The sequence below is a fragment of the Arthrobacter sp. UCD-GKA genome, assembly GCF_001863355.1.
Lineage (GTDB): Bacteria > Actinomycetota > Actinomycetes > Actinomycetales > Micrococcaceae > Paeniglutamicibacter.
In genome coordinates, this window is record NZ_MOLR01000017.1 from 32,799 (window position 1) to 51,902 (window position 19,104).

A 19,104-nucleotide genomic window follows, 5' to 3' on the forward strand; every position below is an offset into this window, starting at 1 on the left:
GCAGTCTTCCCTTGAACCCTAACGGGGTTTACCCAATCGATCGATCCTGCATGCGTCCCCGGGTGTGTCAGCCGCCAAGCAGGGCCATCAGCATCTGGATGGAAGCGAGCAGCATTGGTGCCTGCTCGGCGACCAGCAGCAGCCCGAGGACGATCATGACCAACCCGCTGAACAGGGTGATGAAGCGAGCGGCGGTTGGACGCTGGCGCAACAATGCCCGGGCTCCCAGCGCCACGCCCGAGTAGACGAAGATCGAGAGCACCATGTGGCTCAGGCCCAGCAGCGCGGTCTGCGCCGGGACGGAGAAGGCCGCCTCCGCATGGATGAACTGGGGGATCAGTGCAAGGTAGAGCAGCAACGCCTTGGGGTTTGATCCGCTGGTGCCCAGGCCGCGGAAGAATGCCGGCCCGAAGAAGCGTTCACGGGGGTGCGGGGGTGCCGCGGTTTCGACGGCCGAGCGAACCATGGTGTCCGCCCCGCCGCTTGAACCCGCCGAGAGCGGTGGGGCCACGGCGGCGCCAGGTGCTTCCGCGGGCGTGCCGCCTTCGGCGCTGAACCCGGCTCCTCGCCAGGACCTGGCGGTGCTGAAGCCCAGCCAGAGCAAGTAGGCCGCACCTGCCAGCGTGATCCAGGAAAGCAGTCGAGGATTGCTGGCAACCAGCGCCGCCATGCCGGCGACAATCAAGAAGGTGTGGAAGACGTAGCCGCTGCACAACCCCGCCACGGCAGCAGAGACCTTGTGGCGGCCGAGGCCCGCGGAGATCGCGTAGGCCCAGTCGGCACCGGGGGTCATGGCTAGAGCAAAAGACACCCCGAGGAAGCCAAGGATGGTTTGGATGTCCATGATCGATCTCTTTCCTGCTGTGGGTGTACCGGCAAGTTTAGGAAGAAAACGGGGAAATGTGCTTGCGTGTTCTCGCGTTCCCCAGGACGCTTGCGCAAGGATGTAATTGATATGGTTGGTCAAGCGCAAGAATATTGCGCGCCACTTTCGACTCGTCGAAAACTTCACGATTAGGGGCTGCCGCATGGACGGAATTGACCGCGCGATCCTGCGTCGCCTGCAGGGTGACGGGCGCATGACCGCCACCGCCCTGGCTGAGGATGTCGGACTCACCCTGGCCCCCTGCCACCGGAGGCTGCGCGAGCTGGAAAACAGCGGCGTGATCCGCGGCTACCGGGTCGACGTGGACCCGGCGAAGGTCGGACTCGGCTTCGAAGCCCTGGTGTTTGTGACACTCAGGGACCGCTCGACCATGAAGGACTTCGAACGCGAGGTCGGAGGGATCGGGCAGATCATCGACGCCCAGCGGCTCTTTGGCGAACCGGACTTCTTGCTGCGGGTGATGGCAGCGGACCTGCCCGCCTACCAGCGCTTTTACGACGACGTGCTCGTGGTTCKGCCCGGTGTGGAAAAGCTGACCAGCACCATCGTAATGAAGAACCTCAAGTCCGGCGGCAGGCTGCCGATCTAGGCGGCGCCGCCCCGCCGGCCCCTATCGGCAATCCTTCCCATGCCATAGCATGGCCAAATGTCAGATAACTACGCATCGGTCCCGTTACGTGAACTCAACAATGGCGCTTTCATGCCATCAATTGGCCTTGGAACGTGGCCGCTCGACGACATCCAGGCCGGGGCGGCGGTGGCCCACGCGTTGGAGGCCGGCTACCGGCTCATCGACACCGCGGAAAACTACGGAAACGAGGAAGGGATCGGGGAGGGCATCGGCTCGATGTCGGTTCCCCGCGAGGAACTGTTCATCACCTCAAAGTTCAATGTGCAGTGGCATTCGGTCCAGGGAGTCATGGACGCCTGGGAAAACAGCTGCAAGCGCCTGGGGCTGGAATACCTTGACCTTTTCCTGATCCACTGGCCGAACCCCAAGGAAGGCAACTACGTGCAGGCCTGGGAGGGTCTGGTGAAGCTGCTCAAGCGCGGGCGGGTGCGGGCCATCGGCACTTCGAACTTCACGGTTCCGCAGTTGCAGGAGCTGATCGACGCCACCGGCGTGGTTCCGGACGTCAACCAGATCCAGCACTCCCCGTTTTGGCTTGACGACGAGCGGCTGGCGTTCCATGTCGAACACGGGATAGTCACCGAAGCGTGGGCGCCGCTGGGCCGCGGGGAAAACGACCTGCTGGACGCCGCCCCGGTGCTGGCCGCGGCCGCTGCCCACAAGGTCACCCCGGCCCAGGCGGTGCTTCGCTGGCAGATCGAGCGCGGCGCCGTCCCCATTCCCAAGACGACAAGCCCACTCCGAATGGCCGAGAACCTCGATGTCTTTGCGTTCAACCTCTCAGCGGAGGAGGTGCTGGCCATCGACGAATTGGACGGCACGGCGGGAGAAGGCTTGGACCCCATGCGCTTCGGGCACTAGTCGATCCGTTCCGGGACCGGACGCGGTCCCGGAACGTTCGTGGCCTTCGGCGTGATCAGCAGGGTCAGCAACAGAATGGCCGCGACCAGGATGAATGCATTCAGCACCCCGAAATGTTCGCCAAGGAAGCCCAGGACAGGCGGCCCGATCAGCATCGAGGAATAGCCGAACACGGCAACGATGCCCACGCGTCGGGGTCCGTCGGTGGGGTGCGCCGCCGCAACGCTCATGCCCACGGGGAACCCGAGCGACCCGCCCAGGCCCCACAGCAGGGCCCCGGTGAAGACCGCCCACGGCGCCGGGGCCAGGATGAACAAGACGATGCCGGCGAGACCCAGGATCCCCATGGTCACCAGGACCCGCTTGTGCCCGAGCCGGTCAATAAGCGGGCCGCCGAAAATCCGTCCCGCCGTCATGGCCGCGACGAATGCGCCGAAAACCAGGGCTCCGGTGGCCTCGGTGAATCCGTGGTCGTCCACCGAGGCAATGGTGAGCCAGTCGTTGGCCGTGCCCTCGGCAAACGCCAGCCCGGCGACCATGAGGCCGATCAACATCAGGTGCCCGTCGCGGAACAAGGCCATGAGGCGCTGCCACCAGGTGTCGGCGGCGGGACCCGTGGCGGAGCCTTGGACCGGCGGCGGTTCAAGGCCGGAAACGTTGCGGACGAAGTAGACGCCAAGGCCCATGATCAGGACTCCGACGACCGCGAAGTTCCACATCACGTCGATGTCCAAGCGGGAGGCCCCCGCGCCCAGGACGGCGCCGATGATGGTCCCGAAACTGAAGAAGGCATGCATCATCGGCAGCACGGTTTTGCCCAGGGAGCGTTCGACCGCGGCGCCGTCGACATTCATCATCACGTCGGTGGCGCTGAAGACGAAACCGTAGAAGACCAGGATCGCCATGGCGCCCACGGTGCTCTCGAGCACCTCGGTCATGCCGCCCAGGACGGCCAGGGCAGCGCCCATGCTGAGCAGTCCGAGCGTGATCCCGCGGCGGATTCCGAGCCTCGCCAAGATTCCGGGGGCGAACGCCAAGCCTCCGATCGATCCGATGGCCAGGGAGAAAAGAAGGATACCGACATCGGAGGTGGAAAGTTCGAGCTGCACCCGAACGGCCGGAAGCCGGGCAACCCAGGTGGCAAACGCGAAGCCGCATAAAAAGAAAATGCCAAAGATGGAGTTGCGCCACGCCGTGTTTGTGGGCAACCGCGTCGCTTCGACGGGTGCTTCGGATTTGCTGTGCAACGGCAGCCTTTCGACGCTAAAGCGGTGGATCTTTGCGGTGGGTGTCAACCTCCCCAAGCATGCGCTGGCTGACATGTTCATCATACGTCCGGAGTAATTGTTTTTCATCGCCCAACGCGCCCCGGCGGCCCGGTATCGCCCCGGGTGAAATGTGAGACCACTAATGGTTTGGGCTATGATTCTTGTGCACTTGCCTCCGTAGCTCAGTGGATAGAGCAACAGCCTTCTAATCTGTCGGTCGCGCGTTCGAATCGCGCCGGGGGCACCACGCAAAAGCGGCACTCACTTTGATATTCCTGGTGAGTGCCGCTTTTGTTTGGTGAGGAAAATGCCGCTCCGAGGGCAGCTTGGGGGGCAGTATTGATGCACGACGCCCTCAGCCGGTCGGCTTGTGGGTCAGCCGGATCGCTGGTTTCTTCGTTGGCGGCGCCGTAAAGAATCGAACGCCACCTCGCTCGACGCTCGACGCCGTTCGGGCATCGATTCCCAGGCGTCAGGCCGGCAGCGTCTTGGGAATGTGGATTCGTCAGGCGTGGTGGATCCCACCGACCCTGTGGGCGCCGTCCCACACCATTTCACGAGGCCCCTGCGCCACAGCATCCGGGGCCTTGGCCAGATAGCGCGCGCGGACCCTGGCTTCTAGATGCAGGTCCTCCGGCATCGATTCAACTACCAGGTCTTCCGGCCAATCCGAAACCGTCATCTCGCGGCCGTCAAATGGACCGCCACGCAGCACGACTCGAACCGAGTTCATGAGCGGGCTTCCGCGTCCGTTGGCAGTTCTCGGGTTTCCATGGTTCCATCCTTGATCGCCGTTGCCCACTGTCGCAAGCACTTGCCGTGGTTTCCCCAGCTTCACGTAGCCGGGTCGAATTCGCAATAGCCGTCAGGCGTGACCGGGGCGCGGCCCAAATCGGGGCGGTCGCTTCCTGCCGCGGGAAGATCCGCACAACGAATGATGCCGGGGTCCGGGAGGGCATGGCAGGGTTTAGGGAGACCCGCATGGGCCTCACCGGGTCATGGGGAACCCAAACCGCCCACGAGGAAAGGCGTTTTCGGACGTGGACCGCAACCTGCGAGCAATCCTGTACTTCACGGCCATCTCCTGCGGGCTGGCGTGGCTGGTGGCCTGGCCGCTGTGGCAGGGCGACGGATTGTTTGACACCAGGTTCGGGGTCGTTGCCCTGGCCATGATGTTCACGCCGGCGGTCGCTGCACTGGCCATGGTCTTCTTCATCGAACGGCCCGCTGCCAAGTTTCGCTCGCTGGGGCTGTGGCCGTTGAAACCCGCCGGCCGCCTGCTGATGTACCTGGCCCTGGCCCTGACCGTCCCGGTGGCACTGATCCTGGCGGCACTTCCCGTCGGGGCTGCGCTGGGGGTCTACCCGGCGGATTTCACCGGTTTCTCCGCCTTCAAGGCGATACTGGCCGCAGCCGGCCAGGGCGAGCTGCCCCTGCACATCGAAACGCTGGTGGCGCTGCAGTTTGTCAACGTGCTGATCGGTGCGCTCATCAACCTGCTTCCTGCCCTGGGCGAGGAACTCGGCTGGCGCGGCTGGCTGCTGCCCAAGCTCATGCCCTACGGCCCGGTGCGGGCGATCGTCGTGTCGGGCATCATCTGGGGCACCTGGCATGCGCCGTTGGTCCTGCTGGGCTACAACTACCCCTTGGCTCCGGGGTGGCTGGGGGTGTTCATGATGATCGGCATGTGCATTCTCGTGGGCGCAGTCTTCGGGTGGTTGCGTCTTCGCTCGGCTTCGGTGTGGCCGGCCGCGCTGGCCCACGGAACCTTCAATGCCGCGGCCGGCTTCTCCATGGTCTTTGCCGCGGCCGGCGCCCCGATCAACACGGTCAACGCGACGATCCTTGGCTGGTCCGGATGGATCGTCCCGCTGCTGCTGGTCATCGTGCTGGTCGCCACCAAGCAGTTCCGCGAGGGGCCCGCAGGCGGGAACCGGTCCGGCGAGTTCTCCGCACAACCACCGGCGGTCGGTTAGCTTACGGCACCGGGGCATCTCCACAACCGGGATCCGGACGGGCAGCACGCCTCGCGGACAGCGCCACACTGGGAGGACGAGGCGGGAACTGCCCGCCAACATCCGAACATTGGAGTGCACCATGACGGACCACATTACGTTGCGCGGTGTGGTGGGAACCGAACCCCGCCAGAGCGGGGAAAGCAGCGGCACGGTCATCGCAAAATTCCGCCTGGTCAGCAACGAACGGCGACAGGATCCCGACACGGGACAGTGGGCGGACGTCCACAGCAACTGGTACACCGTCTCCTGCTTCAGGGCCATGGCCACCAACCTGCTCGCCAGCATCCACATGGGCGACCACGTGGTGGTCTACGGCAAGATGCAGGTCCGCGAGTACGACCGGAAGGACGGGGCACGCGGCTTCAGCGTGGACATCGAGGCCATGGCTCTGGGCCACGACGTCCGTTTCGGGGTCAGCCGCTTCGAGCGGATCCGGGGTGCCGGGGGCGAGGACAACGGAGCGCGACGCACCCGTGCCGGCGAGACGGTCCACGGACGCGAGGAGTCCAACGACGGGTTCCCGGTGACCGGCTGGCCGGACGCCGAGCCCGCGACCGACACCGAGGCGGCCTGAGGGTCCCGGGCAACAAACTGGCAGGGAGTGTGTGGGCGGCCACGGCATCGGATGCCGTGGCCGCCCAATGTGTGCAGGAACATGCCTGCTTGGGGGAAACCGGCCGCTGAAATTGTGAGGAAGTCCGCCCAAGGCACTAGCCTTGTGGGCATGGCGGAATTCATTTACACGATGACCAAGGCTCGCAAGGCCGTTGGCGACAAAGTCATTCTCGACGATGTCAGCATGTCGTTCTATCCAGGTGCAAAAATTGGCGTGGTTGGACCGAACGGTGCCGGCAAGTCCACGATCCTGAAGATCATGGCGGGGTTGGACATACCCTCCAACGGCGAGGCACGCCTCAGCCCGGGATACAGCGTTGGAATCCTGTTGCAGGAACCGCCGCTGAACGAAGAAAAGACCGTTCTGGGCAACGTCCAGGAAGGCGTCGGGGAGATCTATGAAAAGATCACCCGATTCAACGAGATCTCCGAGGAGATGGCCCAGGACGGCGCGGACTTCGACACGCTGCTCGAGGAAATGGGACACCTGCAGGAGGCCATCGACACGGCCGACGCGTGGGACATCGACTCCCAGCTGGAACAGGCCATGGATGCCCTGCAGTGCCCGCCGGGCGATTCCCCGGTGTCCCACCTTTCCGGTGGCGAACGCCGCCGCGTGGCGTTGTGCAAGCTGCTCCTGCAGAAGCCTGACCTGCTGCTCCTTGACGAGCCCACCAACCACTTGGACGCCGAGTCCGTGTCATGGCTCGAACAGCACCTGCAGGCATACCACGGTGCCGTCCTTGCCGTGACCCACGATAGGTACTTCCTGGACCACGTGGCCCAGTGGATTGCCGAGGTCGACCGCGGGCGCCTGATCCCGTACGAGGGCAACTACTCCACCTACCTGGAGAAGAAGCGCGAGCGTCTCGAGGTCCAGGGCAAGAAGGACCAGAAGCTTGCCAAGCGCCTGAGCGAAGAACTCGAATGGGTTCGCTCCAACGCCAAGGGCCGCCAGACCAAGTCGAAGGCCCGTCTGGCCCGGTACGAGGAGATGGCGTCGGAGGCCGAGCGCACCCGCAAGCTGGACTTCGAGGAAATCCAGATCCCCGCGGGCCCGCGCCTGGGCTCCCTGGTCATCGAGGCCAAGGACCTGAAAAAGGGCTACGGCGACCGCGTGTTGATCGACAACCTGTCCTTCACGCTGCCGCGCAACGGCATCGTCGGTGTCATCGGCCCGAACGGCGTGGGCAAGTCCACCTTGTTCAAGACCATCGTCGGCATGGAGCCGATCGACGGCGGCGAGCTGAAGATCGGCGACTCGGTCAAGATCTCCTACGTCGACCAGAACCGTGGCGGCATCGACCCGGAGAAGTCCCTGTGGGAAGTTGTTTCCGAGGGGAACGACTACATGTACGTCGGCCAGGTCGAGGTTCCCACGCGCGCCTACGTCTCGGCATTCGGCTTCAAGGGCCCGGACCAGCAGAAGAAGGCAGGCGTGCTCTCCGGTGGTGAGCGCAACCGCCTGAACCTGGCGCTGACCCTCAAGCAGGGCGGCAACTTGCTGCTCCTTGACGAACCGACCAACGACCTCGACGTCGAAACCCTCTCGTCGCTGGAAAATGCGCTGCTCGAATTCCCGGGTTGCGCCGTGGTCGTATCGCACGACCGCTGGTTCCTGGACCGCGTGGCCACCCACATCCTGGCCTACGAGGGCACCGATGAGGATCCGTCGAGCTGGTACTGGTTCGAGGGCAACTTCGATTCCTACGAGGCCAACAAGGTCGAGCGCCTGGGCCCGGAGGCTGCCAAGCCGCACCGCGTCACCCACCGCCGCCTGACCCGYGACTAGCAGCCGACGCGCCTTTCGGGCGCTTCGGTTCGGTCCACGACAAAGGCCCGGATCCCGCCGGAATTTCTTCTGGCGGGATCCGGGCCTTTGCTGTTTTTGGCCGCGCGTGCGCCGCGGCCGCCCCCGGGGCTAGTCTTCGTCCAGGGGCAAGCGGATCATGCCTTCCTGGGCGACGGTGGCCACCAGTTCTCCTGCGCGGTTGAAGATCCGCCCGGTGGCCAGCCCCCGCGCGCCGGAGGCGCTGGGGGACTCCTGGACGTAGAGCAGCCACTCATCGACGCGGAACGGGCGGTGCCACCACATCGCGTGGTCCAGGCTGGCCACGGACATGCCGGGAGTGATCCAGGTCAGCCCGTGGCGGCGCAGCACCGGCTCCAGCAGCGTGTAGTCGCTGGCATAGGCCAGCGCGGCACGGTGCATGGCGTCGTCGTCGGGCATGGCGGAGTTGGTCTTCATCCACACTGCGTTTGTTGCCGGACGGCTGGCCGGGCCCTTGAGGAAGAGCGGCTCGCTGATGTAGCGGATGTCGAAGGGCCTGTCGAACGCGTACTCCTTGGCCACCGGGTGGTCCAGGTTGCCGATCAGCTCGGCGGTGGTGGGCAGCGACTCGGGATCCGGGAGGCCCTCGGGCATGGCGTCCTGGTGGTCGACCCCCTCGGAGTGCGCCTGGAACGAAGCGATCATTGAGAGGATCGGCACGCCGTTCTGGTAGGCGTGCACCCGCCGGGCGGAAAACGAGCGCCCGTCGCGCAGCCGCTGCACCCCGAAGGTGATCGGCAGGCTTGCGTCCCCGGCGCGCAGGAAGTAGCCATGCATCGAATGGATCGGGCGCTCCTCCGCAATGGTCTTGGAGGCGGCCACCACCGCCTGGCCGAGCACCTGGCCGCCAAAGACGCGGTTCCTGGCCTGCGGCGGGGTGTGGCCGACGAAGATGTCCTCGTCGGTGCGGGCCTCGGGGTCGCCGGAGAGGTCCAGCAGCTCGATGAGCTTCGGGGTCGTGGTGTCTTGGGTACTCACGTGTCTGCTCCTTGGAGGGGAGAAAAATGGATCTGGTAAGACACTATCGCCCCGGTGTGCCGTTCGCCGTATTCGCACCCGCCGCCTCCCCGCGCCGCGGTGTCGTGTGTCTCCGCGGGACCGCGGCAATGGGCCGGCACGCACCGGACATGGAAGTATGAAGGCATGGCAAGTGAATTCGTAGTACTCGAGGACCAGGAAACCGTTGCGGACCTGGCCACGTTCCTTTCCCGCGCGCGTTCGATCGAGGACGGCGCGGTGATGATGCAGGCGGCCGGCAACGCCCTGGCCCTGTATGTCCCGGTGCTCTACCCGGAGTTCCTGGGCGATTCGGTTCCCACGGTGCTGGGGATGCGCGCCGTGCGGCTCTCGATCCCGGCCAAGGCGGAGGGCGTCTATGCGCTCTCGGCGCTGACAGAACGGCTGGCCCGGTTGGGGTCCGGGTCCCTGGAGCTTTCGGTTCCCCCGGCTGAGGTCAACGCGTCGTGGGCGGGCCAGCAGGTCCCGCGCGGCGGCTGGGACGCGGTGGCGACGCTGTCCGACGACACGCTGGTGGCCGAGGCGGTGCGCGGGATGGGCGTGGTGGCCCAGGCCCTGCCCGAAAACGCCGGGCGTCCGGTGCTCAAGACCGTCCGAGCCAGGATCTGGTCCTCGCCTGTCGAAGGGGTGGAAGCGGCGATGCCGCTGGCCATGGCCTTCGGCGCACACGCACTGGGGTTCCTGCGCGAGGGGGAGAGCTCCACGCTGTTTTCCTCCGGCGCCTGGCTGCGGCTGGGCAGCACCGGAGGACACGTGGTGGCACGCCAAGGCGGCATCCTGGGCTAGCCGCCCGGAACCCCGGGGGCGTGCCCCGGCGTCGTTACTGGTCGGGTGCGTTCATCAGCGAGTGGGCGGCCCGGTCGAAGTAGTCCCAGAGGGTTTCCTCCTGCAGCGGCGGCAGCTCCAGCGAGTCCACGGCAATGCGCATGTGCTTGAGCCAGGTATCGCGGTTGTGCGAATTGATCGTGTACGGGACGTGGCGCATGCGCAGGCGCGGGTGCCCGCGGCGCTCGGAGTAGGTCTTGGGCCCGCCCCAGTACTGCTCCAGGAACAATTGCAGGCGCATGGTGGCCGGGCGCAGGTCCGTTTCCGGGTACATCGCCCGGAATTCCAGGTCCTGCCCGACCGAGTCGTAGAAGGCCTCGGCCAGCTTGGCGAAGGTCTCGCGCCCGCCGACCTGCGCGTAGAAGGTGCCCTCGTAGGCGGCCGGATCGTGGTCGTCGTTGGGCGAGAGCTTGCCCTCGGGCAGGGCGTTGCTCAGCGAGGCGCCGACCGGGCGCAACTGGCCCGGTTCCTCGCCGAAGGGGCGCAATTGCCCGATGCCCTCGCCGAAGCGGGTGGGCACCGGCAGCAGTGCCGGCTCGGGGGTGGACTCGGGGGCGGGGCGGTTCTCGTTCACGGTTCGGTGTCCTTTCAGTTCCCGGCTGCGGCCCGGGACCCTTTGTGCCCATTATCCCGCGGGCTCCGCGAAGGCCGCACGGCTTTCGCGCAGGGCGTGAGATGCCGGCCCCTGTCGAAGGGGACCTACGCCGCCTGGCCCAGGTGCTTGAGCGCCTCGCGCACCGCCAGCGGGCTCATGTTCTCCCGGTGCGCCTGCACCCAGGCACGCACCCACCCGGGGTCGGTCCTCGCGTATTGCCGCAGCGCCCAGCCCATGGCCTTGCGGATGAAGAACTCCCGGTCGCCCAGGTTGGCGCGCAGCGCCTCGTCGAGAAGCACGGTGTCGGTGTCCGCACGCAGGTGCAGTTGGCAGATCATCGACAGGCGCCGCTTCCACATGTTTTCATCCGTGCTCCAGCGGAGCATCTGCGCGGCAAGGGGTTCCGGGTGGGCGAGTAGCAGCTGCCCCAGGGGCCGGGAGCAGCCATCGACGATGTCCCACCAGGCGGCCTCGAGGATCATGCGCTCATACAGCGGCAGGAACTCCAAGCGGCCGCGGCAGGCGGCCGCCGCACAGATTTCCTGGGCGGCGTACCAGTGCTCGCGGTGCGTGGCCTGCGACCAGATCCCGGTGGCCAGCTCCAGCCGCTCCGGAGCGCTCGCGGCGCCGAGCCGGCGGACCAGCTCGCGGGTGGTGCGCCGGAGCACGGGGACCGGAACGCCCAGGAACGGCTGCGTGGTCTTCATGTAGGCCTGCGCGCTCGCTGCCCGGCCGGCATCGGCCAGCGGCAGCAGCATCGCGGTCAGCAGGTGAACCGCCGGGGTGCCGGTGTCCACGGCTCAGGCGCTTGGGGCCACCGGGGCGTGGTGCACCGGGAAGTTCACGCTGCGGGCGATGAAGCACACGGCGTTGGCCGCCGGGTGCAGGGAATCGGCCAGCTCCCGCTGGGATTCGTCGGCCAGCTCAACGCGCGGGGCAAGGTTCGCCTCGAGGAATTCCCCGCTGCCGTCGCGGTTCAGCCGCAGCACCCCGGAGGCGGCATCGGTGTACCCGGTGACGACCAGGCCGTGCTGCACCGCCACGTGCAGGTAGGAGAGCATGTGGCACTGGGACAGCGCGGCCAGCAGCAGCTGCTCGGGGTTCCAGCGGTCCTTGTCCCCGTGGAACGTCGGGTCGGCGGTGCCCGGAAGGTCGGGCAGCCCGGCGGCGCGGATCACGTGGTCGCGTCCGTAGCTGCGGTAGCCGGAGGTTCCTTCGCCGCGGTTGCCGGTCCAGGAGATGTCAACGCGATATTCGTGCAGTGCCAGGTTCATGCAACCATTCTCGCCCAAGCGGTGGTGCCGGCGCACGCCGGCACCACCGCTTTCCGCAGGCGGTCCGGCTAGGCGCCGGCGCCGTGCACGTCGGCCGCCTGCGCGGCCAGGGCGCGGACCACCGATTCGCGGGACTCGATGACCAGCCGGTGCAGTGCCGGGGAATCCTCGCCCAGCTCGGCCAGGAACGCATCGGTCGCGGCCAGCGTGGACTCGCTGGTCTGCGCCGCCGGGTAGAATCCGGTGACGATCTGCTGGGCGATCTCGTAGCTCTTGGACTCCCACACGAGCCGGGCGGAGTCGAAGTACTCGTCCGTGTAGGCGGAGATCAGCGACGCGTCGTGCACGCGGTTGAACCCGGCGATGGCCGCGCGCTGTTCCAGGTTGGACAGTTTCCCGGCGATGACCGCATCCCAGGCGGCCCGCTTGGCCGCGTGCGTGGGAATCGCGGCACGCGCCGTGTGGGCGGCCAGCTGCCCGGTGGAGGTGGCATCGAGCGCCAGCTCGGCCTCGATGGCCGGCACGTCGGCGCGGCCCCCGGCGGCCAGCGAGACCACCAGGTCCCAGCGCAGGTCCGCGTCCACCGCCAGCCCCTCGAGCGCGCCGTCGCCCGAGAGCAGGGCGGCGACGGCGTCGAGCTGGGAGTCGGTGTGTGCCAGGTTGGCGAAGGCGCCGGTGAACTGCAGTTGCGCATCCGATCCGGCCTTGGCCTCCCGGGCCAGCTCCCAGAGCTTGTCCGCGGCCGCCAGCCGGGCGGCCGGGGCGTGCTCGCGGGCCACATAGAAGTCCAGTGCGGTGTTCAGCTGGCGCAGCAGCACCATGATCACGGTGGAGTCGGATTCGTGCCCGATGTTCTTGAGCACCAGCTCGATGTAGTTGCGGGCTCCGGTCTCGGCGTCGCGCACCGCATCCCAGGCCGCGGACCACACCAGGGTGCGCGGCAGCGAGTCGGCGAAGTCCTTCAGGTGCTCGGTCGCGGTGTCCAGCGAGGCCGGATCCAGGCGGATCTTCGTGTAGGCCAGGTCGTCGTCGTTGACCAGCACCAGCGCGGGGCGCGGGCGTCCCACCAGCGCGGGCACCGGGGTGGTGGGGCCCGCGACGTCGAGTTCCTCGCGGTGCACCCGCACCAGCGCACCGGATCCGTCCAGGTCGTAGAAGCCCACTGCCAGGCGGTGCGGGCGGAGCACCGGGTGTTCGGCGACCGCGGTCTGCTCGATGTCGAAGGCGGTGATGGTGCCCGCGTCGTCGCTGTCGATGTGCGCGCGCAGCGTGTTGACCCCGGCGGTTTCCAGCCAGAGCTTCGACCACTGCCCCAGGTCGCGTCCGGAGGCGGCCTCCAGCTCGCGCATCAGGTCCGGCAGCTCGGTGTTTTTCCAGGCGTGCTTGGCGAAGTACTCCCGCACCCCGGCCATGAACTGCTCCTGGCCGACCCAGGCGACCAGCTGGCGCAGCACGGAAGCGCCCTTGGCGTAGGTGATGCCGTCGAAGTTCACCAGCACGTCCTCGAGGTCGCGGATCTCGGCGACGATCGGGTGCGTGGAGGGCAGCTGGTCCTGGCGGTAGGCCCAGTTCTTCTCCAGGATGTTGAAGGTGGTCCACGAGGAGGTGAATTGCGTGTTCTGCGCGGCCGCGAGCGTGGACATGAACTCGGCGAAGGACTCGTTGAGCCACAAGTCGTTCCACCAGCGCATGGTGACCAGGTCACCGAACCACATGTGGGCCAGCTCGTGCAGGATCGTGATGGCGCGGCGCTCGACCATCGCATCGGTGGGCCGGGAGCGGAAGACGTAGGACTCCAGGAACGTCACCGCGCCGGCGTTCTCCATGGCGCCGGCGTTGAACTCGGGCACGAAGAGCTGGTCGTACTTCTCGAACGGGTACGGGGTGCCGAACTGCTCCTCGAAGAACTCGAAGCCCTGGCGGGTGAGGGTGAAGATGTTCTGAGCATCCAGGTGCTCCATGAGCGAGGCGCGGGCGAAGACGCCCAGCGGGATGGCCCGTCCGTCGCTGCTGGTCAGCTCGGAGCGGACGCACTGGTACGGGCCGGCGACCAGTGCGGTGATGTAGGAGGAGATGCGCGCGGTCGGGGCGAAGGCCCACGTCTTGGCGCCCCGGTGGGCGGGCACCGGTTCCGGGGTGGTGGCGTTGGAGATGACGTCCCAGTGCTCCGGGGCGGTGATCGTGAAGGCGAAGGTCGCCTTCAGGTCGGGCTGTTCGAAGACCGCGAACATGCGGCGGGAGTCGGGCACCTCGAACTGCGAGTAGAGGTAGACCTCGTCATCCACCGGGTCCACAAAGCGGTGCAGCCCCTCGCCGGTGTTCATGTACAGCGCGTCGGCGTCGATGACCAGGGTGTTCTCCTCCGCAAGGTCCTCCAGGGCGATGCGCACGCCGTCGGACACCGCGGAGGGGTCCAGCTCCACGCCGTTGAGGTTCACCGAGCGCACGGCCGAGGTGACCGCGTCGATGAAGGTGGCCGAACCCGCGGAGGCGGAAAAGCGCACCGTGGTGCGGGAGGAGAAGACGGTGCCGGTGCCGGTGAGGTCCAGTTCGACGTCGTAGGAGTGCACGTGGATCAGTTCCGCACGGATGCGGGCTTCTTCGCGGGTGAGGTTCATTCCTGGCATGGTCTGACGTGCCTTTCGATGGTTGCCGAGCTGAAATCTGTGGGCTGCACCGGGCCCGAAACGGAGCCTGGCGATGCGGCACGGCATGCCACAACACCTTCAGAGTGTGAAACAAGCCTTGAACAGTGTGCCCATTCTCTCACCACCACCCCGGCCTCCCGCAAGTGCACGCGGATGCTGGTTGGATGGATGACATGGGAATTGATGTGGTGCTGCTGGGATACGGCGCGATCGGGCAGGCGGTCCACCGGATGCTCGGCGCACACGACGGCGAGGTGCGGGTGCTCGGGGTACTGGACCGCGCGTCCCTGGCCGACCCCGATCCGGCGACACCTGCGGCACGGACCACCGGCCCGGCCGAGCCCGGCTCCGCGCCGAGGCTGCCGGTGCTTGACCTGGCCACCGCCATCGAACGGGCCGACCTGGTCATCGAATGCGCCTCCCCGGCCGCGGTGCGTGCCCACGGGCCGGCGATCACCGGCGCGGGAACAGACCTGCTGGTGGCCTCGCTGGGGGCATTGGTCGATGGCCCGCTGCGCACCGCGCTGGAGGCCGGCCCCGGACGCTGCCACTACTCCACCGGCGCCATCGGGGGATTGGACCTCATCCGCGCCTCGGCCGGCACCATCAACGCCATCGAGCTGCGCACCCGCAAGCTGCCCGAGGCGCTGCTGCATCCGGGGCTGCCCGGCACACTGCGCTCGGCGATCGCCCGGGCGGCCGAATCCGGAACCGCGGCGCGCGTCTTCTCCGGCTCGGTGGCCGAGGCCATCCGGGACTTCCCCTCCAACATCAACGTCGCCGCCGCGCTGGGCCTGGCCGCCGGGGACCTGGACCTGGTGGCGGTGGACATCGTCGCCGACCCGGCCGCCGCCATGACCAGCCACGACATCACCGTGCGCGGGAGCGGCGGGAACTACCGGTTCGCGATCGAAAACTTCCCGGATCCGGCCAACCCCGCCACCAGCGCGCTGACCGCCCGCTCGATGGCCTCGGGCGTGCTGCGCCTGGCCGGGCGCGGGCCCCACTTCATCTAGCACCGCCGGTGCCAGCGTGGCCGGGATGAAACCCGTGCGGTGAACTGGATATGCTCGAGGCAGTCCCACGTCCGCACCACCAAAGGGGAATCCGAACCCATGACCGCATCACCGAACCCATCGTCGGCCTCGGCCCGACCGCCCCGGCTCTGGGCGCTCTCGCTGTCGACCCTGGGCATCGTGCTGGCGGCCCACCTGGGCAGCTCGCTGGTGTGGCGGTCGCGGCTGCCCGACCCGGTGGCAACGCATTGGGGCGGTTCCGGGGTGGCCGACGGGACCGGCAGCCTCGCGACCCACGTGCTGGTTGGCGCCTTCACCCTCGTGCTGCTGGGCATCCTCATGCCGGTCTCGGCAGGCAGCCTCGCCGGGGCCGCGGGCCGCAGCGGCGTCCCGCTGATGGCGGGCCTGGGCAATTCGCTGGTGGTCGGCATCGGCGGGATGTTCCTCTCCGGGCTGGTTGGCCAGCTGGACGCAGCGGCGGCACGGGGCACCCGGATGGACGGCGCGGTCTTGGTTGCCGGCATCGTGCTGGCCGTGCTGTGGGGCATCGGCTCCGCGCTGCTGGTCCGGGCCGCCCTGCCGCCCCGGGTCCTTGCGGAGGGCCCGGCATCGCCGGGCACGGCCTCGGCCGCACACGCGTTTGCCCCCGGCACCGTGATCGCTTCCACCGTGCGCGGCCCGGTCTGGATGCTGGCCCTCATGCCGTTCCTGGCCGTGGCCATGGCCATACTTGGACTCACCGCCGGACGGGACAGCCCCGCCGCATTCTGGTCGATGGTGCCCGGCCTGGCCATCGTGCTGGGGGCCGGCGCAACCTGCCTGGCCGGAAAGGTGGTGGCCGACGACGCCGGAATCCGCGTCTACGGCGGCGGGTTCCTCAAGCTGCTGCACGTCAATCCCGCCGACATCGAGCACGCCGAGGCACGTGAGATCGCCCCGGCCGAATTCGGTGGCTGGGGCCTGCGGGTCAGCGGCGCCGGCATCGCCTTCATCATGGGAGCAGGCCCGGGCGTCGTGGTGCACCGGCCGCGCGGGGGAGCGCGCATCTACTCGGTGGCCACCATGGCCGATGCCCAGGCGATGGCCGGGCTGCTCAACTCCCGGGCCGCCGGGCAACACCGGGCCGGGTCATCAACTTAGTCCCCGACCGGACCCGCCGCTAGGCTGGTTCCTGCATCCCGCCTTCACCACCGCCTAAGGACACATCACATGCGCGTTCACATTGCCACCGACCACGCAGGCCTCGAGCTCAGCGCCCACCTGATCACCCACCTCGCCGCCAAGGGCTTCAAGATGGTCGACCACGGGCCCACCGCCTACGACGCCGAGGACGACTACCCCTCGTTCTGCATCAACGCGGCCCTGGCCGTGGTCGCCGACCGCGCCGCCGGGCTGGACTCGCTGGGCATCGTCCTGGGCGGATCGGGCAACGGCGAACAGATCGCCGCCAACAAGGTCGTCGGCATCCGCGCCGCCCTGGCCTGGAACCTGGACACCGCACGCCTGGCCCGCGAGCACAACGACGCCAACGTGGTGGCCGTGGGCGGCCGCCAGCATTCGCTGGAAGAAGCCACTGAAATCATCGAGGCGTTCCTGGCCGAGCCGTTCTCCAACGTGGAGCGCCACATCCGCCGCATTTCCAAGATCGCCACCTACGAGACCACCGGCGAGGTCGTGGCCTAGCGAAGGCCGCCAGCACCATGCCCGAAGGCCACTCCGTACACCGCCTTGCCCGCCAATTCGACGACGTCTTTGGCGGGCAGGTTTTGGCCGTCTCCTCCCCGCAGGGCCGCTTCGCGCCCGCGGCCAGGCTGMTCGACGGGGCCAGGCTTGCCACCTCGCACGCCCACGGCAAGCAGCTGTTCCTGGGATTCGAGAACGACCTGGTGCTGCGCGTGCACCTGGGACTCTACGGAGCCTGGAGCTTCGGGGGAGACGAGCACTTCACCGGGGCCTCCTCCATCGGCGCGCCGCGCAAGGTGGGGGAGACCGAGCAGGGGCCCGACGCGGATGCCGGCCCCTACCAGGGCCCTCCCGAACCCGTGGGGCAGGTCCGCGCCCGGCTGGTCTCCGCCCACGGGTGGGCCGACCTGCGCGGACCCAGCGCCTGCGAGGTGCTCACGCCCCAAGAGGCAGGCATCGTGCGTGCCAAGCTCGGCCCGGACCCGTTGACGGCCGCGGCCGGGGAGTTCGAACTGGCCAAGGGGCGCGGCACCGCCCTCGCGCACCAGCGGGCCGCACGCGCTGCGCGCAAGGAATTCGTCTCGCGCCTGGCCGGCAAGAAGACGCCCGTGGGCACCGCGCTGATGGACCAAGCGGTCTTGGCGGGGGTTGGCAACATCTACCGCGCAGAAACCCTCTTTCGCACGCGCCTTGACCCGTTCACGCCCAGCTGCGACATCTCGGCGCGCAAGGCCGGTGTGCTGTGGGACGACATCGTCTCCATCATGGCCGACGGAGTGCGCGACGGGAAGATCATCACCACCCGCCCCGAGCACCGCGGACCGGGCCCGGTCTGGCCCCAGAACGCCTACTACACCTACCAGCGCCAGGGCCGCACCTGCCGCTTGTGCACCTCCGCGATCTCCCTGAGCGAGGTCGCCGGACGCAAGCTGTACTGGTGCCCCGGATGCCAGCGCCGGGCCGGTTCCCGCCCCGGCGGAACCTAGCCGCACCCATCCGCCGGAAAAGGACCGCTCGGCCCGACGGGACCGCCGTGCACCGGATCCCGACGGCCTCCCATCCAGAGGCCCGGTGCCGCATTGCTCAGCGATGACAGGCAGCAGGCCAAATTCCGCGGGCATGAGGGGTGCAGACACCGCAGCGGTGCAGCAAATGGCACCTGCCTTGGCGTGATCCACATGGGCGCGGGGTCTTGGGAACTTCCGTGATGACAAGGATCGAGTCGTTTGGAGGCATGGATTTGCACGGTGCTGATTTGGGGTGCTAAGGTTTTATCCGTTGCCACCGACAAGGTGTAGCAAATGCGGGGATGTAGCTTAATGGTAAAGCCTCAGTCTTCCAAACTGATTACGCGGGTTCGATTCCCGTCATCCCCTCCAATTGAGAGCGATTTGATTCCAAGGAATCAGGTCGTTCTTTTCTTTTGTCCAAGCAATGGCATTCCACGTTTTCCTTTCCACGGTTCGGGCCATGTGACGTGCGTCCCTTTCCGGGGGATCGCCCGCGTCGGGGGGGGCAAAATGTCGGCGCAACGGGGTCCGTGAACCGTCGAATTCCATGAAAACACGCGGCTTTCCCCCTCCCTTGAGCATGAATTTTGTTTTCCCGCGAATGCTTGTATGGTTATTCCGCGCCGTCGACGAATTCCAAACTTCTGGTTGACGGGCCGATTAGTAGAAATTTGTTTATTCCGCATAGACTGTTTCTGCACTAATCGGGGTGTAGCTCAGCTTGGCTAGAGCGCGCGCTTTGGGAGCGTGAGGTCGCAGGTTCGAATCCTGTCACCCCGACTCTGTATTCAACCCCGTAACGGATTCCGTTACGGGGTTGAAGTCCAGTCAGACCAAACAACACACCAGGAGTACACCGCTGTGAAGAGCGCCGTCGAAACCCTCACCCCCACCCGGGTCAAGCTCACTGTTGAAGTTCCTTACGA

The 19,104-nt window shown here is 67.2% G+C and carries 19 protein-coding genes and 3 tRNA genes; 14 read left to right on the forward strand and 8 right to left on the reverse strand.

Annotation, left to right across the window (positions count from 1 at the left end; translation table 11 throughout):
* Positions 1–67: 67 nt before the first annotated feature.
* Positions 68–844 carry a LysE family translocator gene (locus tag BLJ79_RS21085; RefSeq protein ID WP_071216782.1) on the reverse strand — a complete coding sequence of 259 codons (777 nt, stop codon included), beginning with the start codon at positions 842–844 and terminating at the stop codon, positions 68–70.
* A 184-nt stretch (positions 845–1,028) separates the two neighbouring features.
* Here BLJ79_RS21085 and BLJ79_RS21090 point away from each other — a divergent pair, with 184 nt between their 5' ends.
* Together BLJ79_RS21090 and BLJ79_RS21095 are read left to right on the forward strand one after the other, a co-directional pair.
* The gene (locus BLJ79_RS21090; RefSeq protein ID WP_071216798.1) at positions 1,029–1,475 is read left to right on the forward strand and encodes an Lrp/AsnC family transcriptional regulator; all 447 of its coding nucleotides are present in this window, start codon (positions 1,029–1,031) and stop codon (positions 1,473–1,475) included.
* Positions 1,476–1,586: 111 nt separating this feature from the next.
* Positions 1,587–2,378: an aldo/keto reductase gene (locus tag BLJ79_RS21095; RefSeq protein WP_286135823.1), complete on the forward strand. Its 792-nt coding sequence runs from the start codon at positions 1,587–1,589 to the stop codon at positions 2,376–2,378.
* Here BLJ79_RS21095 and BLJ79_RS21100 read toward each other — a convergent pair.
* Positions 2,375–3,346, reverse strand: coding sequence for an MFS transporter (locus BLJ79_RS21100; RefSeq protein WP_175475560.1), 972 nt, complete (start codon positions 3,344–3,346; stop codon positions 2,375–2,377). The genes BLJ79_RS21095 and BLJ79_RS21100 overlap by 4 nt on opposite strands.
* On the opposite strand from BLJ79_RS21100, the gene BLJ79_RS23485 reads away from it, so the two are divergent.
* Together BLJ79_RS23485 and BLJ79_RS21105 are read left to right on the forward strand one after the other, a co-directional pair.
* Positions 3,345–3,722 (forward strand): hypothetical protein, encoded by a 378-nt coding sequence (locus BLJ79_RS23485; RefSeq protein WP_175475561.1) that lies wholly within the window; start codon positions 3,345–3,347, stop codon positions 3,720–3,722. The two genes, BLJ79_RS21100 and BLJ79_RS23485, sit on opposite strands and share 2 nt — an antisense overlap.
* A gap of 95 nt (positions 3,723–3,817) precedes the next feature.
* Positions 3,818–3,893: transfer RNA gene (locus BLJ79_RS21105), tRNA-Arg, on the forward strand.
* Between the two features lie 258 nt (positions 3,894–4,151).
* On the opposite strand, the gene BLJ79_RS21110 is transcribed toward BLJ79_RS21105, so the two are convergent.
* Positions 4,152–4,379, reverse strand: coding sequence for a hypothetical protein (locus tag BLJ79_RS21110; RefSeq protein ID WP_139195001.1), 228 nt, complete (start codon positions 4,377–4,379; stop codon positions 4,152–4,154).
* 307 nt (positions 4,380–4,686) lie between these two features.
* On the opposite strand from BLJ79_RS21110, the gene BLJ79_RS21115 reads away from it, so the two are divergent.
* From BLJ79_RS21115 to ettA, 3 genes are all read left to right on the forward strand, one after another.
* Positions 4,687–5,622, forward strand: a complete 936-nt coding sequence (locus tag BLJ79_RS21115; protein WP_286135826.1) for a CPBP family intramembrane glutamic endopeptidase — start codon at positions 4,687–4,689, stop codon at positions 5,620–5,622.
* Between the two features lie 121 nt (positions 5,623–5,743).
* Positions 5,744–6,238 (forward strand): single-stranded DNA-binding protein, encoded by a 495-nt coding sequence (locus BLJ79_RS21120; RefSeq protein ID WP_071216786.1) that lies wholly within the window; start codon positions 5,744–5,746, stop codon positions 6,236–6,238.
* A gap of 150 nt (positions 6,239–6,388) precedes the next feature.
* Positions 6,389–8,071, forward strand: coding sequence for an energy-dependent translational throttle protein EttA (gene ettA / locus BLJ79_RS21125; protein WP_071216787.1), 1,683 nt, complete (start codon positions 6,389–6,391; stop codon positions 8,069–8,071).
* A 129-nt stretch (positions 8,072–8,200) separates the two neighbouring features.
* On the opposite strand, the gene BLJ79_RS21130 is transcribed toward ettA, so the two are convergent.
* Positions 8,201–9,088 (reverse strand): acyl-CoA thioesterase, encoded by an 888-nt coding sequence (locus BLJ79_RS21130; RefSeq protein WP_071216788.1) that lies wholly within the window; start codon positions 9,086–9,088, stop codon positions 8,201–8,203.
* A gap of 165 nt (positions 9,089–9,253) precedes the next feature.
* On the opposite strand from BLJ79_RS21130, the gene BLJ79_RS21135 reads away from it, so the two are divergent.
* Positions 9,254–9,913 (forward strand): DUF8185 domain-containing protein, encoded by a 660-nt coding sequence (locus BLJ79_RS21135; protein WP_071216789.1) that lies wholly within the window; start codon positions 9,254–9,256, stop codon positions 9,911–9,913.
* A 34-nt stretch (positions 9,914–9,947) separates the two neighbouring features.
* Here BLJ79_RS21135 and BLJ79_RS21140 read toward each other — a convergent pair whose 3' ends face one another.
* From BLJ79_RS21140 to pepN, 4 genes are all read right to left on the reverse strand, one after another.
* Complete coding sequence (locus tag BLJ79_RS21140; RefSeq protein WP_071216800.1) at positions 9,948–10,376, reverse strand: globin; 429 nt, start codon at positions 10,374–10,376, stop codon at positions 9,948–9,950.
* 275 nt (positions 10,377–10,651) lie between these two features.
* On the reverse strand, positions 10,652–11,344 hold the full coding sequence (locus BLJ79_RS21145; RefSeq protein WP_217641949.1) for a DNA alkylation repair protein: 693 nt from the start codon (positions 11,342–11,344) through the stop codon (positions 10,652–10,654).
* 3 nt (positions 11,345–11,347) lie between these two features.
* Positions 11,348–11,821: an OsmC family protein gene (locus BLJ79_RS21150; protein ID WP_071216790.1), complete on the reverse strand. Its 474-nt coding sequence runs from the start codon at positions 11,819–11,821 to the stop codon at positions 11,348–11,350.
* A gap of 68 nt (positions 11,822–11,889) precedes the next feature.
* Positions 11,890–14,448, reverse strand: a complete 2,559-nt coding sequence (pepN, locus tag BLJ79_RS21155) for an aminopeptidase N (protein WP_071216791.1) — start codon at positions 14,446–14,448, stop codon at positions 11,890–11,892.
* 194 nt (positions 14,449–14,642) lie between these two features.
* On the opposite strand from pepN, the gene BLJ79_RS21160 reads away from it, so the two are divergent.
* The 6 genes from BLJ79_RS21160 to BLJ79_RS21185 all read left to right on the forward strand — a co-directional run bounded on the left by BLJ79_RS21160 (position 14,643) and on the right by BLJ79_RS21185 (position 18,958).
* The gene (locus BLJ79_RS21160) at positions 14,643–15,485 is read left to right on the forward strand and encodes an aspartate dehydrogenase domain-containing protein (RefSeq protein WP_175475562.1); all 843 of its coding nucleotides are present in this window, start codon (positions 14,643–14,645) and stop codon (positions 15,483–15,485) included.
* A 99-nt stretch (positions 15,486–15,584) separates the two neighbouring features.
* On the forward strand, positions 15,585–16,625 hold the full coding sequence (locus BLJ79_RS21165) for a DUF1648 domain-containing protein (RefSeq protein WP_071216793.1): 1,041 nt from the start codon (positions 15,585–15,587) through the stop codon (positions 16,623–16,625).
* 69 nt (positions 16,626–16,694) lie between these two features.
* A complete protein-coding gene (locus BLJ79_RS21170) occupies positions 16,695–17,168 on the forward strand; it encodes a ribose-5-phosphate isomerase (protein WP_071216794.1) in 474 nt (157 codons plus the stop codon).
* 17 nt (positions 17,169–17,185) lie between these two features.
* Complete coding sequence (locus BLJ79_RS21175) at positions 17,186–18,154, forward strand: Fpg/Nei family DNA glycosylase (RefSeq protein WP_071216795.1); 969 nt, start codon at positions 17,186–17,188, stop codon at positions 18,152–18,154.
* Positions 18,155–18,473: 319 nt separating this feature from the next.
* Positions 18,474–18,547, forward strand: a tRNA-Gly gene (locus tag BLJ79_RS21180).
* A gap of 336 nt (positions 18,548–18,883) precedes the next feature.
* Positions 18,884–18,958, forward strand: a tRNA-Pro gene (locus BLJ79_RS21185).
* Positions 18,959–19,104: the final 146 nt, after the last annotated feature.